Origin of the sequence: Haloferax mucosum ATCC BAA-1512 (genome assembly GCF_000337815.1) — an archaeon.
Classification (GTDB): domain Archaea; phylum Halobacteriota; class Halobacteria; order Halobacteriales; family Haloferacaceae; genus Haloferax; species Haloferax mucosum.
This window is the reverse complement of the sequence record NZ_AOLN01000018.1, coordinates 507,812-521,982: the sequence shown is the minus strand read 5'-3', so window position 1 is coordinate 521,982 and position 14,171 is coordinate 507,812. Positions and strand designations below refer to the sequence as shown.

At 63.2% G+C, this 14,171-nt stretch carries 18 protein-coding genes; 10 read left to right on the top strand and 8 right to left on the bottom strand.

The features are described 5' to 3' along the window. Positions 1-12 precede the first annotated feature (12 nt). The 3 genes from C440_RS15330 to C440_RS15320 all read right to left on the bottom strand — a co-directional run bounded on the left by C440_RS15330 (position 13) and on the right by C440_RS15320 (position 2,382). Complete coding sequence (locus C440_RS15330) at positions 13-639, bottom strand: halocyanin domain-containing protein (RefSeq protein ID WP_008321559.1); 627 nt, start codon at positions 637-639, stop codon at positions 13-15. A 99-nt stretch (positions 640-738) separates the two neighbouring features. Further along, positions 739-1,785, bottom strand: a complete 1,047-nt coding sequence (locus C440_RS15325) for a M42 family metallopeptidase (RefSeq protein ID WP_049915907.1) — start codon at positions 1,783-1,785, stop codon at positions 739-741. A 153-nt stretch (positions 1,786-1,938) separates the two neighbouring features. Further along, a complete protein-coding gene (locus C440_RS15320) occupies positions 1,939-2,382 on the bottom strand; it encodes a DUF5518 domain-containing protein (RefSeq protein ID WP_008321556.1) in 444 nt (147 codons plus the stop codon). A 192-nt stretch (positions 2,383-2,574) separates the two neighbouring features. Here C440_RS15320 and C440_RS15315 point away from each other — a divergent pair, with 192 nt between their 5' ends. The 8 genes from C440_RS15315 (at position 2,575) to C440_RS18165 (ending at position 8,791) form a co-directional block, all read left to right on the top strand. Beyond that, entirely contained in the window at positions 2,575-2,832 is a 258-nt protein-coding gene (locus C440_RS15315) for an MTH865 family protein (RefSeq protein WP_008321555.1), read from the top strand. A gap of 15 nt (positions 2,833-2,847) precedes the next feature. Continuing rightward, complete coding sequence (locus C440_RS15310; protein ID WP_008321554.1) at positions 2,848-3,570, top strand: hypothetical protein; 723 nt, start codon at positions 2,848-2,850, stop codon at positions 3,568-3,570. A gap of 41 nt (positions 3,571-3,611) precedes the next feature. Continuing rightward, the gene (locus C440_RS15305; protein ID WP_008321552.1) at positions 3,612-5,414 is read left to right on the top strand and encodes a S9 family peptidase; all 1,803 of its coding nucleotides are present in this window, start codon (positions 3,612-3,614) and stop codon (positions 5,412-5,414) included. 114 nt (positions 5,415-5,528) lie between these two features. Continuing rightward, a complete protein-coding gene (locus C440_RS15300; protein ID WP_008321551.1) occupies positions 5,529-5,978 on the top strand; it encodes an RDD family protein in 450 nt (149 codons plus the stop codon). 70 nt (positions 5,979-6,048) lie between these two features. Continuing rightward, positions 6,049-6,468, top strand: a complete 420-nt coding sequence (locus C440_RS15295) for a cobalamin B12-binding domain-containing protein (RefSeq protein ID WP_008321549.1) — start codon at positions 6,049-6,051, stop codon at positions 6,466-6,468. 2 nt (positions 6,469-6,470) lie between these two features. Beyond that, the gene (gene meaB / locus C440_RS15290; protein WP_008321548.1) at positions 6,471-7,622 is read left to right on the top strand and encodes a methylmalonyl Co-A mutase-associated GTPase MeaB; all 1,152 of its coding nucleotides are present in this window, start codon (positions 6,471-6,473) and stop codon (positions 7,620-7,622) included. An 87-nt stretch (positions 7,623-7,709) separates the two neighbouring features. Further along, positions 7,710-8,636 carry an alpha/beta fold hydrolase gene (locus tag C440_RS15285; RefSeq protein ID WP_008321547.1) on the top strand — a complete coding sequence of 309 codons (927 nt, stop codon included), beginning with the start codon at positions 7,710-7,712 and terminating at the stop codon, positions 8,634-8,636. A gap of 32 nt (positions 8,637-8,668) precedes the next feature. Next, positions 8,669-8,791, top strand: a complete 123-nt coding sequence (locus C440_RS18165; RefSeq protein ID WP_275040249.1) for a hypothetical protein — start codon at positions 8,669-8,671, stop codon at positions 8,789-8,791. A 70-nt stretch (positions 8,792-8,861) separates the two neighbouring features. Here the strand turns inward: C440_RS18165 and C440_RS15280 are convergent, their stop codons facing one another. Both C440_RS15280 and C440_RS15275 read right to left on the bottom strand, forming a co-directional pair. Next, the gene (locus C440_RS15280; RefSeq protein WP_008321544.1) at positions 8,862-9,242 is read right to left on the bottom strand and encodes a Zn-ribbon domain-containing OB-fold protein; all 381 of its coding nucleotides are present in this window, start codon (positions 9,240-9,242) and stop codon (positions 8,862-8,864) included. Next, complete coding sequence (locus C440_RS15275; RefSeq protein WP_008321543.1) at positions 9,242-10,408, bottom strand: thiolase domain-containing protein; 1,167 nt, start codon at positions 10,406-10,408, stop codon at positions 9,242-9,244. Before C440_RS15275 ends, C440_RS15280 begins: the two co-directional genes overlap by 1 nt. A gap of 153 nt (positions 10,409-10,561) precedes the next feature. Between C440_RS15275 and C440_RS15270 the strand changes: the two genes are divergently transcribed. Continuing rightward, positions 10,562-11,869 (top strand): M28 family peptidase, encoded by a 1,308-nt coding sequence (locus C440_RS15270; protein ID WP_008321542.1) that lies wholly within the window; start codon positions 10,562-10,564, stop codon positions 11,867-11,869. Between the two features lie 94 nt (positions 11,870-11,963). Then, complete coding sequence (locus C440_RS15265; protein ID WP_008321541.1) at positions 11,964-12,710, top strand: NAD(+)/NADH kinase; 747 nt, start codon at positions 11,964-11,966, stop codon at positions 12,708-12,710. A 219-nt stretch (positions 12,711-12,929) separates the two neighbouring features. On the opposite strand, the gene C440_RS15260 is transcribed toward C440_RS15265, so the two are convergent. From C440_RS15260 to C440_RS15250, 3 genes are all read right to left on the bottom strand, one after another. Next, on the bottom strand, positions 12,930-13,373 hold the full coding sequence (locus C440_RS15260; RefSeq protein ID WP_008321540.1) for a DUF7313 family protein: 444 nt from the start codon (positions 13,371-13,373) through the stop codon (positions 12,930-12,932). 128 nt (positions 13,374-13,501) lie between these two features. Next, positions 13,502-13,783 carry a DUF7314 family protein gene (locus tag C440_RS15255; protein WP_008321539.1) on the bottom strand — a complete coding sequence of 94 codons (282 nt, stop codon included), beginning with the start codon at positions 13,781-13,783 and terminating at the stop codon, positions 13,502-13,504. Continuing rightward, the gene (locus C440_RS15250; protein WP_008321538.1) at positions 13,776-14,165 is read right to left on the bottom strand and encodes a DUF7315 family membrane protein; all 390 of its coding nucleotides are present in this window, start codon (positions 14,163-14,165) and stop codon (positions 13,776-13,778) included. The genes C440_RS15255 and C440_RS15250 overlap by 8 nt, the downstream gene beginning before the upstream one ends. Between the last annotated feature and the right edge of the window lie 6 nt (positions 14,166-14,171).

The following is a 14,171-nucleotide window of genomic DNA, read 5'->3' as shown; positions in this document are numbered from 1 at the left end:
GAAACGGCGAGCTTACTCTTGGATGTCGTAGTCGCCGCCGTACTTCATGAAGAAGTACGCGAGACCGAGCGTTGCGACCATCGCAAAGCTCGTTGCCACGCCGAGCGCCTTCGCGCTGTCGGGAACCTGCGGGAGGTTCGAGCCGCCCTCTGGTTCGTTGGTAATCGTCGCAACGTCGCCGCCGACGGCGACTGCGCCGAGCATGCCGAGCGACTGGTGCGGCGAACAGTAGTATTTCGAGATGCCGGCGTCGGCCTCCTCGAACGTGTACTCGTAGGTGGTGCCGGCTTCGGCGACTGCCGGGCCGGAGTCGAGGCTCGCGGGCCCTTCTTCCATCTTGATGTTGTGGCCACCACCGTTGCCGGTCCACTCCCACGTCACGGTCGTACCGGGGTCGATCCAGATGCCTGCCGGTGCGAACGCCAGGTCCCCACCGTTGCCGGCGGCACCAACTTCGATGGTGACCTCGCTTTCGCCGCGGAGGTCTTCGTACCCGCCGTCGATGCCATCGAGATAGCCGCCGAAGTCAGGCTCTTCTGTCTGCGCCGCGGCCGTGCCGGAAGTGGCGGCGACCGCCGCGCCGCCAGCGGCCGCCCCGAGGAACGCCCGCCGAGACATATCCACGTTGCCGTCGGTCATGTCCGCCGCTTAGTGTGGGCCTGTAGTGAATACTTTGGTTCGCGTCCGCCACTCGGAGCGACCCATGCCTCAATTTGGCGGGGTAACCCGTCGCTCGATTCAGAGCGTGTAGTCGAAATCGCCCGTTTCGCTCTCCAAGAACGCCGTCAGCAGGTCGATGTAGGCGACCACGTCGTCTTTGTGGACGCTCTCGGTGACGGTGTGGAGATAGCGCGTCGGCATCGAAACCGCGCCGACCGGCTTTGCGCCGTAGGTGTTCTGGAAGCCGCCGGTGTCCGTGCCGCCCGCGGGGAGCAGTTCCATCTGGTAGTCGATTTCGTGCTCCTCGGCTACGTCGCGCAGGCGACGGTGGACTTTGGGGTTGGCGATGGCACTGGAGTCTTTCAGTTTGATACCCGCACCCTCGCCGAGTTCGGTCACGAAGTCGGCCGGGTCGAAGCCGGGCACGTCGTTTGCAACGGTCGTGTCGAGACCGAGCGCGAGGTCGGGGTTGAGGTCAACACCGAGCGCTTGTGCGCCGCGGAGACCGACTTCTTCCTGTACCGTCGCCGCGAAGTGGATGGTGACTTCGGGGTTTTCGATGCGCCGGGCGGCTTCGAGCATGGCGAACAGACAGACGCGGTCGTCGATGGCCTTGCCAGTGACGTGGTCGCCCATCTCGACGGTGGTCTGTTCCATCGTCACGAGGTCGCCGACGGAGACAGTCTCTTCGACGGTCTCAGCGGGCAGGCCGACATCGACGTACACGTCTTCGACCTTCGGGTCCTTCTTCTTCTGTTCTTCCGTGAGCGTGTGCGGTGGGACAGAGCCGATAACGCCCGTGAGGTCCTCGTCTTCGGTGTGGATAGTGACGCGCTGTGCTTTGAGCACGCGAGGGTCCCAGCCACCGAGCGCGTCGAGTTGTACGAAGCCGTCGTCGTTGATGTGGCGGACCATGAAGCCGATTTCGTCCATGTGGGCGGCGACGGCGACTTCGAAGTCGCTCGTTCCTTCGATGGTGCCGACGACGTTGCCCATCGCGTCCACGCGAACTTCGTCGGTCGTCGCTTCGAGGTCCTCGCGGACGAGCGCGCGGATACGGTCTTCGTAGCCGGGGACGCCGCTGGTCTCGGTGAGTTGCTTCAGTCGGTCGAAATCAAAGTCCATGAATTTGCATGAATTGCCGTTGTAGATAAGTCCATCAGTCCCGGGCGACCGTGCCGCCTCTCGCGGAACGGCGGTGGCCGCGATTCTGACGAACGGTCGGTACGGTGACTCCGAGTGCTGTCTCACAACCGCCGTCGTCGGGTGTCTATCGGGTTACTCCGCGGTCACGGCGGGACCGCGCCGAGACGCTTTGGTAGCGACCCAGCTACCGACGAGCGCTCCGAGCTTTCCGAACACTCCAGCGAGAACGACCATGGCGACAATGACGAAGAGTATCAGCATCGTTTGCACGACGCCGAACCACGACGGCTGGTCTAATCCGGCGATGTACGGGAACGCTCGATACGAATACCAGACGAGTGGGAGCGCCCCGACAATCCCGGTTCGGAACCCGACGCCCGAGACGTTGCCCGACCCGCGTTCGAACAGGAGTCCACCGACGAAACTGGCGAGGAGCACGGGACCGAGCGGGAGACTCCCCGGAGACGACTGCCAGGACGTGACGAACACGTACCACGCACAGACGCCGCCGATAGGGAGCGCATACGCCCACGGATGAGACGTGAGCGTGCTGTGGAGTGACCGGAAGAGGGACACATCCAAAGAATGACACTTCAACGCCATAAATGTGTTTCTCGTAGCCGGCCGGTTGCAATCGCTTCCGCTCGAGTCACCGCTCGTGTTCCGGCGCTGTTCGAAGTCCGCCCGTAACGCCGTTGGCCGAAAAACTACCAATCTGTTTTTGGTTGTTCCGGAATATTTTTCCACATCAATGCGTAGATAGATAGTATGTCAGACGCCGAATCTCAACTCCGCGAACAGTTCATGGACGCCTTCTCGAACGCGAGCTTTCCCGTCAAAAACCAGATGTCCCTCGTCCCCGCGCTCCCGAACGGTCCGGGCACGAAGTTCGAAGCTGGTGACACCACCATCACGGCGATGGAACTCGCCGCAAAGCTCGGTAAACACCAGGACTTCCCGTACGAAGACGCCGAAACCCTCGTTGACGACATCATCGAGGGACTGAAGGCGGAAGGCATGCTCTAATCACGGCACCACGCCGTGACGGATACGAAACGCACACTCTGGGAACGCTGGATCGACCGCTTCGTCGATACCGCCGACCCGACACCACTTTTCGAGACGACCAGCGACGGAACAGTCGAACGTATCGAGTACGGCCGTTCCGGGCGTCCGGTCCTCCGCCGAGGCCGACGGATGGAGCGTACGCTCCGCGAAGCCGGCGGGACAGTCGTCACCGACCACGAGCGTCGAGACGGTCGCTACGAGGGACTCGTCTACATGATGTACACCCTCGACGCCGACGAGGTCGTACCGCGATACATCGGCAAGTGTGGCAAGTTCGGCGCGTCGGGGACCGACCTCAACAGCAACCTCCGGAACGTCGAGACCAACAACGGAAAGCTCGCGCGGTGGGGGTACGGACGCTACTACCACTTCGGCGACCTCTCGGCGGCCGTCTTCGGCGACGACGGGCCTGAAAAATACGCGAACTGGGTCGCGGAACTCTTCGATGCCACCGACCCGCCGCGACTCCGCGAGCCGGTCTACTTCTGGGTCGAGCCGTGGACGGTCGGCACCGAGGGACCATACCCCGACACACACCCGTATCTCGAAGAACTGGAGTACCAACTCATCGGTATCGCCTTCGAACTGTTCCCCGATCGCCTGCTGAACACCGAAGGCGTCCCCACCAACCCCGACGCGTACGCGAAGATGCGCGGGTGGGACGACAGAGCAGACACACGGCTCTCGGACTTCTGACACCCAAACCGATTTCTCGTCACCGCGTCAATCATTGTGGTATGAGAACGTACGATATCGAGCGCTACCTGAATATCAGGAGCGCCTACGGTGCCTCATTCGCCCCGGACGGCGACCGACTCTCATTTCTCATGGACACGACGGGCGTCCCGCAAGTGTGGACGGTCGATGGTCCCGGTGTCTGGCCCGAACAGCGGACCTTCTACGAAGAGCGCGTCACGTTCGCGTCGTGGTCGCCCGAGCGCGCGGAGGTGCTTTTCGGGATGGACAAAGGCGGCAACGAACGCGAACAGTTGTTTCGTCTCGAACCCGGTACCGGCGTCATCGAGAACCTGACGGAACACCCCGACGCCAAACACCGGTGGGGCGGATGGAGCCACGACGGCGAGCGGTTCGCGTTCACCTCGAACCGCCGCGACAACGCCGTCTTCGACGTGTACGTACAGGCCCGCGACGAAACCGGAACGGACGCCGACCTCGTCCACGAGGGCGACGGGTGGCTCACTCTCGGTGGCTGGTCGCCCGACGATTCGAGACTCATCGTCCAGGAAGCATACTCGAACTTCGACCAAGACGTCTCGGTCCTCGACCTCGAAACCGGCGAGGTGACACACATCACGCCTCATCAGGGAACCGTTCGGTTCCAGAGTCCCGAGTGGGGACCGGACGGCGAGCACGTCTACATGGTGACTGACCGCGGAAGCGACACGCTCGAACTCGTCCGGTACGACCTCGAAGACGGTGGTTTCACCGTCGTCGAATCCGGCGGCGACTACGAACTCGACGGCGTCAGCATCGACCACGAGTCGCGCCGCCTCGCCTACGCGCGGAACGTCGAGGGCTACACCGAACTCACCTTCGGCGAACTCACCGCGTCGGGCGAAATCGACGCGTTCCCCGAACCGGACCTTCCAGACGGCGTCGCCGGCGGCGTCTCGTTTTCGCCGGACGGGAACAAAGCGGCCGTCACTGTCACCGCCAGCGCCGACACGGCCAACGTTTACGTCGTCGAGTTGCGGACCGGTGAGACGACGCACTGGACGCGCGCGGCGACGGCGGGCATCCCACAAGACACCTTCGTCCCGCCCGAACTCGTCCATTACCCGACGTTCGACGGCCGCAACATTCCAGCGTTTTTCACGCTCCCCGAGGAGTCACCTGAGGGCGAGACGCCGGTTATCGTTGACATTCACGGTGGTCCCGAGTCACAGCGACGCCCGTCGTTTTCGGCGGTCAAACAGTACTTCCTCTCGCGCGGTTACGCCTACTTCGAACCGAACGTCCGCGGCTCTGCGGGCTACGGGAAAGCGTACGGCCACCTCGACGACGTGGAAAATCGGATGGATTCGGTCGCCGACATCGAGGCGGCAGTCGAGTGGCTCTACGACCATCCCGCGGTCAACCCAGACAAAATCGTGGCGATGGGCGGCTCGTACGGCGGGTTCATGGTTCTCGCGTCGATGACAGAATATCCGGACCTCTGGGCCGCTGGTATCGACGTCGTCGGTATCGCCAACTTCGTCACGTTCCTCGAAAACACCGGCGACTGGCGGCGCGAACTCCGCGAGGCCGAATACGGCTCGCTCGAAGACGACCGCGAATTCCTCGAATCCATCTCGCCGCTCAACAACATCGAGAAGATTCGCGCGCCGTTGTTCGTCCTCCACGGCGAAAACGACCCGCGCGTGCCCGTCAGTGAGGCACACCAACTCGTGGCGGAAGCGCGCGAACACGCACACGTCCGCGAACTTATTTTCGACGACGAGGGGCACGGCTTTTCCAAATTAGAGAATCGCATCGAGGCGTACTCGCAAATCGCCGACTTCCTCGACGAGTTCGTCTAAGTGGGATTTTCTTCCCTTTGATTTTGCCCAGCTTGAGTCAGTTTAGTCAGTGAGTATCAGAGACGAAATTCGATGAAAATGTTTATCTAGTGTGAATTTCTCTTTCCCTTGCAAATGGAGGGCTATGATCGTAGACCTGATCGTGACGACACCGATGTCCTCGGTTCAAGAATTGGCGCACAAATCGTTGATACCATCGTCGGTATCATCCTCTCGTATCTCGTATTGATACCCTTCGGTGCAGTTGACAGTGCGGTTGGTGGTTCGGGTGGAATTGCTTTCCTCGGATTTCTTGTCGCGTTTGTGACGTTTGTTGGTTACTTCTTCCTGCTCGAAGGGCTGTGGGACGGTCAAACCGTTGGTAAGCGCCTCTTCGGAATCAAAGTCGTGAAAGAAGACGGTTCCGCCTGCGATATCGGGTCGTCGCTGATGCGGAATCTCCTTCGAATCATTGATGGGTTCTTCTACTACCTCATCGGATTCATTTCGATGGCTATTAGCGACAAACGACAGCGCGTCGGCGACCGACTCGCTGGAACTGTCGTCGTCCGCGAACAGAACTAACCGCATCGAAGCGGTCGAAACTTCCTTATCTTCCGTTAGAGTCAAACCACGGCACACCGAAGCTCTGTCCATGAGCGCGGACTCCGAACAGCGAACGATCCGGTGTCTCATCGCCAAGGTGGGACTCGACGGCCACGACCGCGGTGCGCACGTCATCTCGCGTGCCTTCCGCGACGCAGGATTCGAAGTCATCTACTCCGGACTTCACCGTGCCCCCGACGAAATCATTCAAGCGACGGTCCAAGAGGACGTGAACGTGCTCGGGATTTCGATCCTCTCGGGCGCACACAACACGCTCGTCCCGAAGGTTATGGCGGGACTCGAAGAGTACGGCGCACTCGACGACACGCTCGTCATCGTCGGCGGTATCATCCCCGAAGAAGACCGCCCCGGACTGCTCGAAGAGGGCGTCGATGCGATCTTCGGTCCCGGGACGCCGATGCAGGAGACCATCGACTTCGTGAAGGAAAACGCCCCCGAGCGAACGTGACGATGAATCGGGCGGTCGAATCCGACCTCGTCGAGCGACTCCTCGACGGCGAGCACCGAGCGCTCGCACGTGTCATCACGAAAATCGAATCGCAGACGCCCGGCTACAGAGACCTCGTCTCGGAGATTCACGCGCACACCGGCAACGCCTCAGTCGTCGGCATCACGGGCAGTCCCGGTGCCGGGAAATCGACGCTCGTGGACAAACTCGCCAAACACTACCGCGACCAAGGCGAGACCGTCGGCATCATCGGCGTTGACCCGTCGTCGCCCTACACCGGCGGTGCGGTCCTCGGCGACCGTATTCGCATGGCTTCGAACGTCGGCGACATGGACGTGTTCTTCCGGTCGATGAGCGCCCGCGGGCAACTCGGCGGGCTTTCGACCGCGACCGCGGATGCCGTGAAAGCCCTCGACGCGTTCGGAAAAGACCGCATCATCATCGAGACGGTCGGCGCGGGACAAAACGAAGTTGACGTGGTGAAGACGGCCGATACGGTCGTCGTCCTCGTCCAACCCGGAAGCGGCGACGACGTGCAGATGCTCAAAGCCGGCATCCTCGAAATCGGCGACGTGTTCGTCGTGAACAAAGCCGACATGGAAGGTGCCTCGCGGACCGTCTCCGAGTTACAGGAGATGATTCACCTCCGCGACGACCCGCGAGCGAATCTCGATACGGGCCACCACGGCGCTGGCGCGTTCGGCGGGTCGGGCGGCCACGGAAGCGGTGGCAACGGCCACGGACACCACGACGGCGGTCACGAGAGCGGCGACGCGGGTCACGGACACCACGACGGCGACACCGACGGGGAGGCGGGGGAAGACGGGAAGGACGACACGCCCGCCGTGTGGACGCCCGAAGTCATCCAAACCGTCGCTACGACCGGCGAGGGAATCGACACGCTCGTCGAGGCACTCGACGAGCACTACGCGTACCTCGCCGAGTCGGGCAAGTTGACGGTGAAAGCCCGTCAGCGCGCGAGCGAGGAGATTCGGCAACTGCTCCGAAGCGACGTCAACCAACTTCTCGAAGCCGAACTCGAACGGCGAGGCGGTATCGAGGCGTTCGTGGACGCCGTCGTCGAAAAGCAGACCGACCCGTATGCGGTCGCCGAGGACGTACTCGAACCGATTCGAGAGTGTTTCGAAGACTGAGACGAGCGCGCACGTTCGACTCGGAATCGACTCGCACACCCCGCCACGGGCGGGCGAATTAAGGTCTCCGCGCGCTATCTACGTGACATGAAGTTCCGACGAGCCATTGGTCTGGCCGCCGCCGGTGTCGGTCTCGCCGCCGCCACCAACGCCGCCCTCTCGAAACGCGTGGGACCCCTCGAACCGCCGCTCGACGGGGACCACCGAACCTACCGCTGGCGCGGGATGGACGTCTCGTACGTCGAAGCGGGCGACGAAGACGCCCAGACGCTCGTGTTCCTCCACGGCGTCAACGCGGCGGGGTCGTCCGGTGAGTTCCGCGAAATCTTCGACGAACTCGCCGAGGACTATCACGTCGTCGCCCCCGACCTCCCCGGATTCGGTCTTTCGGACCGCCCGTCGCTGTACTACTCACCGGCGCTCTACGAGGATTTCGTGGGCGACTTCCTTGCCGAGTACGACGACCCGGCCGTTATCGCCTCGTCGCTCACCGCGGCGTACACGGTTGCCGCCGCGTCCCGCGACGACGTGTCGGTCTCGCGGTTCGTTCTCATCTGTCCTACCGTGCGCGGCGGTCCCGACCCGAAAGAGTGGCTCCGCGAACTCGTCCGCGCCCCCGTCGTCGGCGAGGGCCTGTTCAATCTCATCGCCTCCCGCCCGTCGATTCGCTACTTCAACGCCGACCACGGCTACTACGACCCCTCGAAAGCGGGCGCAGAGTGGCAGGAGTACGAGTGGCGGACGGCCCATCAGGACGGTGCACGGTTCGCACCGGCGTCATTCATCTCAGGGTACCTCAACACCGACATCGACCTCGGTGCGGCGCTTTCGGACCTCGACGTGCCCACGACGCTCGTGTGGGGCCGTGAAAGCGACGTGACGCCGTTGAAGCGCGGCCGTGAACTCGCCGACGACGCCGACTGCACGCTCGTCGTCTTCGACGACGCGATGCTCCTCCCGCACGTCGAGTTCCCGAACGCATTCGTCGATACCGTCAACGACGCACTCGCGTAACGACTCTCGAACGCAGACACTCGTCTCGCCCCATGCTCGACTCGATATCGCTCCTTTTGTACGCCGCTATCGCGCTTCTCGCGCTCGGGTTTTGGGTATGGATGCTCGGCGTGTACACCCTCGGCTGGCCGCGGCCGAGCGAGTTCATCGACTAAACGGTGTCGCACCGAAGAAAACGAAACCGCGGGTTCGGACTCTCTTCGGCCCCGCCTCCGGAGCCGGGAGTTACGCGTCCGCCGGGCGGAACACGAGGAGTTTCTCGTCGGTCGTCGCGTTCACGTCAACGTCTGCGGTGACTGTCGCGCCGAGTTCGACGTCGTCGTTCGGCACGTCGCGGACGACGCCGGTGAGTTTGACGGGACCGAACGAGACGACCGCCGTCACGTACGGGGCTTCGTCCGCGAAGGTCGGCGCGGGGACGTTGACCTCGGTGAACGTGACGATTTCTCCCGTCTCCGGAAGCGCCGTCTCGGTCAGTTCTGCTGTACCGCAGTGCGGGCAGGTGTGACGCGGCGGGAGCGACCCGTGACCGTCCGGACAGGCGAGGTAATAGCCCTCACCGTCGCCGATGGCGGCCATCCATTCGTCGTAGCCGGTGTCCGTCATCAGTTCATCACCTCCAGTACGTGGACGACGGCGCTTGAGACGGTTCCACCGGCGTTGTGGGTGATACCGATTTCCGCGTCAGAGACGGCGTCACTGTTGGTGTGGTCGCCGCGCAGAAGTTTTGTCATCTCGACGAGTTGTGCCGTTCCGGTCGCGCCGACCGGGTGTCCTTTCGCCTTGAGACCGCCCGAGAGGTTCACCGGCAGGTCCCCGTCGCGGGTCGTTTCACCGCGGGCGGCCGCACCGATTCCCTCGCCGTGGTCGTAGAGACCGAGCGATTCCAGCGCCAGCACCTCGGCGATGGTAAAGCAGTCGTGGACCTCGGCCACGTCGATGTCGTCCGGCGAGATACCGGCGTCGGCGTAGGCTTCCTCGGCGGCTTTCGTCGCCGCGGGCGTTCGTGCGAGGTATTCGCGGTCCTGTAGCGCCGCCTTGTCGCCACCTTGGCCCGTTCCGGCGACCGAGACGGGCGCGTCGAGACCGTGTTTCTCGGCGTAGTCGTCGCTGACGAGGACGATAGCGCTCGCACCGTCGGTGATGGGGCAGGCGTCGTAGAGTCGAAGCGGGTCGGCGACGACCGCGCTTTCCATCACGTCTTCGACGGCGATTTCGCGGTGGAACTGCGCGTACTCGTTCGACATCGCGTTGGCGTGGTTCTTCACCGCGATGTGGGCGAGGTCCTCGGTGTCGCCGCCGAACTCGTCGAAGTAGGCGCGCGCCATGAGTGCGTAGGCCCCGGGGAACGTGACGCCCGCGCGGACTTCGAACAGTTCGTCGGCCGCGATGGCGAGCGACTGGGTGACCTTGGCTGTGCCGAGATTGTTCATCCGTTCCATCCCGCCGGCGAGTACCACGTCGGCGGCACCACTTCGAATCGTCCGGACGGCTTGTCGGAAGGCGACACCCGCGGACGCGCAGGCCTGTTCGTACCGAGTCGCGGGACACGACAGACCCGCGGCTTCGGCCATGACTGGTCCTTGGTGGCCCTGACTCTCGGCCAACTCGCCCATGAAGTTGCCGTAGTAGATTTCCTCGTAATCGTCCCGGGAGACACCGGCGTCCTCACGGGCGGCGAGAGCCGCTTCGGCGAACAGGTCCCGGCCGGTCCGCTCGGGGTAGCTTCCGAACTTGGTCAGTCCGACCCCGGCGATTCGCACGTCTTTCATGGATGAACGTACGTGATAGATGTGCCTTGAACCTGCCGAACGAGGGCGGCCGCCGCGCAACGCCGACGTCGCATCGCCGGTCGGCCCTGCGGTCATCCGGTCGGCCCTTCCGTCACCGCAATCGTTACCACCGCATCGGGAGACCCCACGAGTATGAGCGACTGGATTAGTGACACATTCACGAGCGAGGTCGGTTGGACGCACCTCGAAACGCTGGTCGATATCGGCAACCGGATGGCCGGGTCACCCGGCGAGCGCGAAGCGATGGAAGCAACGCGCGACGCGCTCGAACGCGTCGGCGCACGCAACGCCCGCATCGACCCCTTCGAGATTCAAGGGTGGGTTCGCGGCGACAGCGCCATCTACGCCCGCGACACGACCCAATCGTGTATCGCGCTCCCGCGAAGTCCCGCTGGAACGACCTCCGGCGAACTCGTTGACCTCGGATACGGCCTTCCCGAGGATTTCGACCGCGACCTCTCGGGGAAAGTCGTCGTCGTCTCGTCGACCGTTCCGGACCACTACGACCGGTTCATCCACCGCCGCGAGAAGTACTACTACGCCGTCGAAGCGGGCGCGGCGGGATTCATCTTCGCCAATCACGTCCCCGGGCAACTTCCGCCGACGGGGAGCGTCGGCACCGCGGACGCACCCATCGGTGACATCCCCGCCGTCGGCGTGAGCAAGGAAGTCGGCGCGCGACTCGGCCGCCGGTTCGAAGGCGACGAGGTGACCCTCGACGTGACCTGTGAGGCTCCCGAGACGGACAGCGGAAACGTTCACGCCGAACTCGGTCCCAAGACCGACGACGAAGTCCTCGTCACGAGCCACCTCGACGCCCACGATATCGCCGAGGGAGCGATGGACAACGGTGCGGGCACCGCGATGGTCGTCGAACTCGCCCGCGCGCTCGCCGCCCGCGAAGACGAACTCGAAACGCGCGTCCGATTCGTCTGTTTCGGCGCGGAAGAAGTCGGTCTCGTCGGGTCCGAATACGAAGCTGACCGGCTGGACGCAGAGCGTTCGAACGTGAAAGCCATCGTCAATAACGATGGCGTCGTCGCGGGGCGAACGCTCAAACTCCACACACACGGGTTCGACGAACTCGAAGCCGTCGCAGAAACCGTCTCGGACCGCTTCGACCACGACATCTCGACGATACCTGAGCAACTCCCCCACAGCGACCACTGGTCGTTTGTCGCCCACGGCGTCCCCGCCTACATGGTGGGTAGCGTCAAGGAAGGTCGCGGCCGCGGATGGGGCCACACCCACGCTGACACCATCGAGAAACTCGAATCGCGGACGCTCCGCGAGCAGGCGATTCTGCTGACGGAACTCACTGTCGAACTCACCCGCGACGACCGCGAGATTCCGCACGCCGACCCCGACGACATCGCGGCGGCGCTCGAAGCCGAAGACCAAGCCGAAGGGATGAAAGTCACCGGCGACTGGCCCTTCTGAACTGCGCGCATCGCTGGCGCGAACCACGAGTGCTTTTATTCGGGGCGGCGTAGCACGGCACGATGTTACCGGTGCTCGCCGGAGGTGGACGACGATGAGATTCGCAGTCGTCGGTGACGAGTCGGTCGGCACCGCGGTTCGAGACGCCGGCGCGACGGTCGTCTCACCCGACGGCGACGATGCCGATGCCGTCGTCGCGGTCGGTGAGGCCTCGGTCTCCGAAGTCGCACGCGATTCGACGTGGGACTGTCCGATTGTCCCCGTCGATTGCGGCACGCCGTGGTCGGTCTCGCACCGAGACCTCGACGCACATCTCGCTCCTATTCTCGCGGGCAACGGTCGCGTCGTCGAGTATCCGACGCTCTCGATTCACGTCGAAGGCGACCGCGTCGGCCGTGCGCTCTTCGATACGATGCTCGTCACGAGCGAACCCGCACACATCTCCGAATACGGCGTCGCCCGTTCGAGTACAGCCGTTCCGTTCTCGGACGGTACTGACTCTGACTCCGCCGACATCGGCCCCGGCGGTGACGCGTGGACGCCGGTCGATGAGTTCCGCGCCGACGGCGTCGTCGTCGCAACGCCGCTCGGGAGTTCAGGCTACGCGCGGGCCGCAGGCGGTGCAGTCGTCGGTCCCGACGCTGGCGTCACCGTCGTTCCCGTCTCCCCGTACGCGACACAGACGAACTCGTGGGCCTTCCAGCCGCCACTTCGGCTCACGGTCGAACGCGACGACGCCCCGGTCTCGCTCGTTGTCGATACCGAAATCGCCCGCGAAGTGGCACCGTTCGAATCCGTCGTCGTCGAACGAGGCGACGCAGTCTCTCTTCTCGTCGGATAGGCTTCGGCTCGCGTCGTCTCGTCACGAGCGCTACCGCTCTGTGCTCGACGAATGCCTCGTCGCACGCTCGATACCGACGCTATAGTAGCGTTTGTAAGTCATTGCACTCTCGACCGACCGCTGTCGTTTGATCGGATGTGTCACCAGTTGCAAACGCTACTATAGTTCCACGTCTGTTCGGGGGAAGTGCGGTCGAGAAGAAACAACGTTGCGGCCGTCTCAGATGACGGCGTTCCACACGTCCGCGATGAGGAAGAAGAGACTCTGGTACGCGGCGTACAGGAACACGAGCACCGATGCGGCGAGCGAACCGTTCGGCCGGTCGAGCGACCGGTCGTTTCGGGCTTCGACCTTCCGCGCTTCGAACTCGAAGAAGTCGGTCACGAACAGGCCGACGACCAGCACGGTGAGCACCATGCCACCGTGCGGCTCGACGAGCAAGAACAGGAACGAAGACACGATGAGCGCACCGGTCGTGAGCGTGTGCGGGAGGTACCGCGAGACCGCTTCGTCGCCACCTTCCTTCGCCTGCCGGACGTGCGCGCGGTGGGCGAGGAAGCGCGTCGCAAAGTTCGCAAGCACGAACGCGAACGCCACGTGAGCAATAACCGGTTCGACCGCCGTCAACTGGTCGAGCGGGACGAGGAACTGTAGTGGTTGCATACAGGACCGTCGGTGCGAGACTCATTAGAGTTTTTCCAATCCGATGCGGGCCGACCCACCGTCGGAACCGCTATGCTGTGGGTGCTTACGTACTACCACCGAAATGAGAAGAAAAACGCGTGGGGGCGTTATTGTGCGTTGCGCCGCTTTTCGAGTTCGGACATCACCTGACGGCCCGCCGGAATGAGTATCCAGAAGGTGAGCGCGCCGAGGATTGCGAACCAGAGGAACACGTCCATCAGGGAGACGGCGATTAGGTTGAAGATACCCTCACTCGCCCCGGAGGACAGCGGCTCGATGAGCTGTTTCGTGCTCTCGAAACTGCTCGTCCGGTACCACGACGCGAGCACCATCCACGCGAGACCGGAACCGGACAGGATACCCAGCCCCTTGATGAATTCATCAGCCATTGTTCGAATCTTCGCCGGAGTCCTCTTGAGACTTTCCCATTCCTTGGGCGCGGAAGCGAGTCCCGAGTGTGTACACGACCGCCCCGAACGCGATGACGGTCAGTCCGACGACCGCGAGTCCCGTACTCAAAAGTCCGTTCGAAACGCCGAGACCCAGGGCGCTGAACACGTTGGCGATGACCGCTCTGAGCGCGCTCACCTGAAGCGTCGCGGCGTCGAGGAAGACGAATCCAAGAACGACGCTGACGACGGCGATAAGCGTCGAGAAGACGGTAATCGTCTTGTAGAGTCGCATCGGAACGACGATGTCTCGTCGGCCGCGACGGCTTCCTCGCGCCTGGTCGGAATCACCCGTTCGACCGGTCGCGTCGCTGTCTGTCATTAGCTA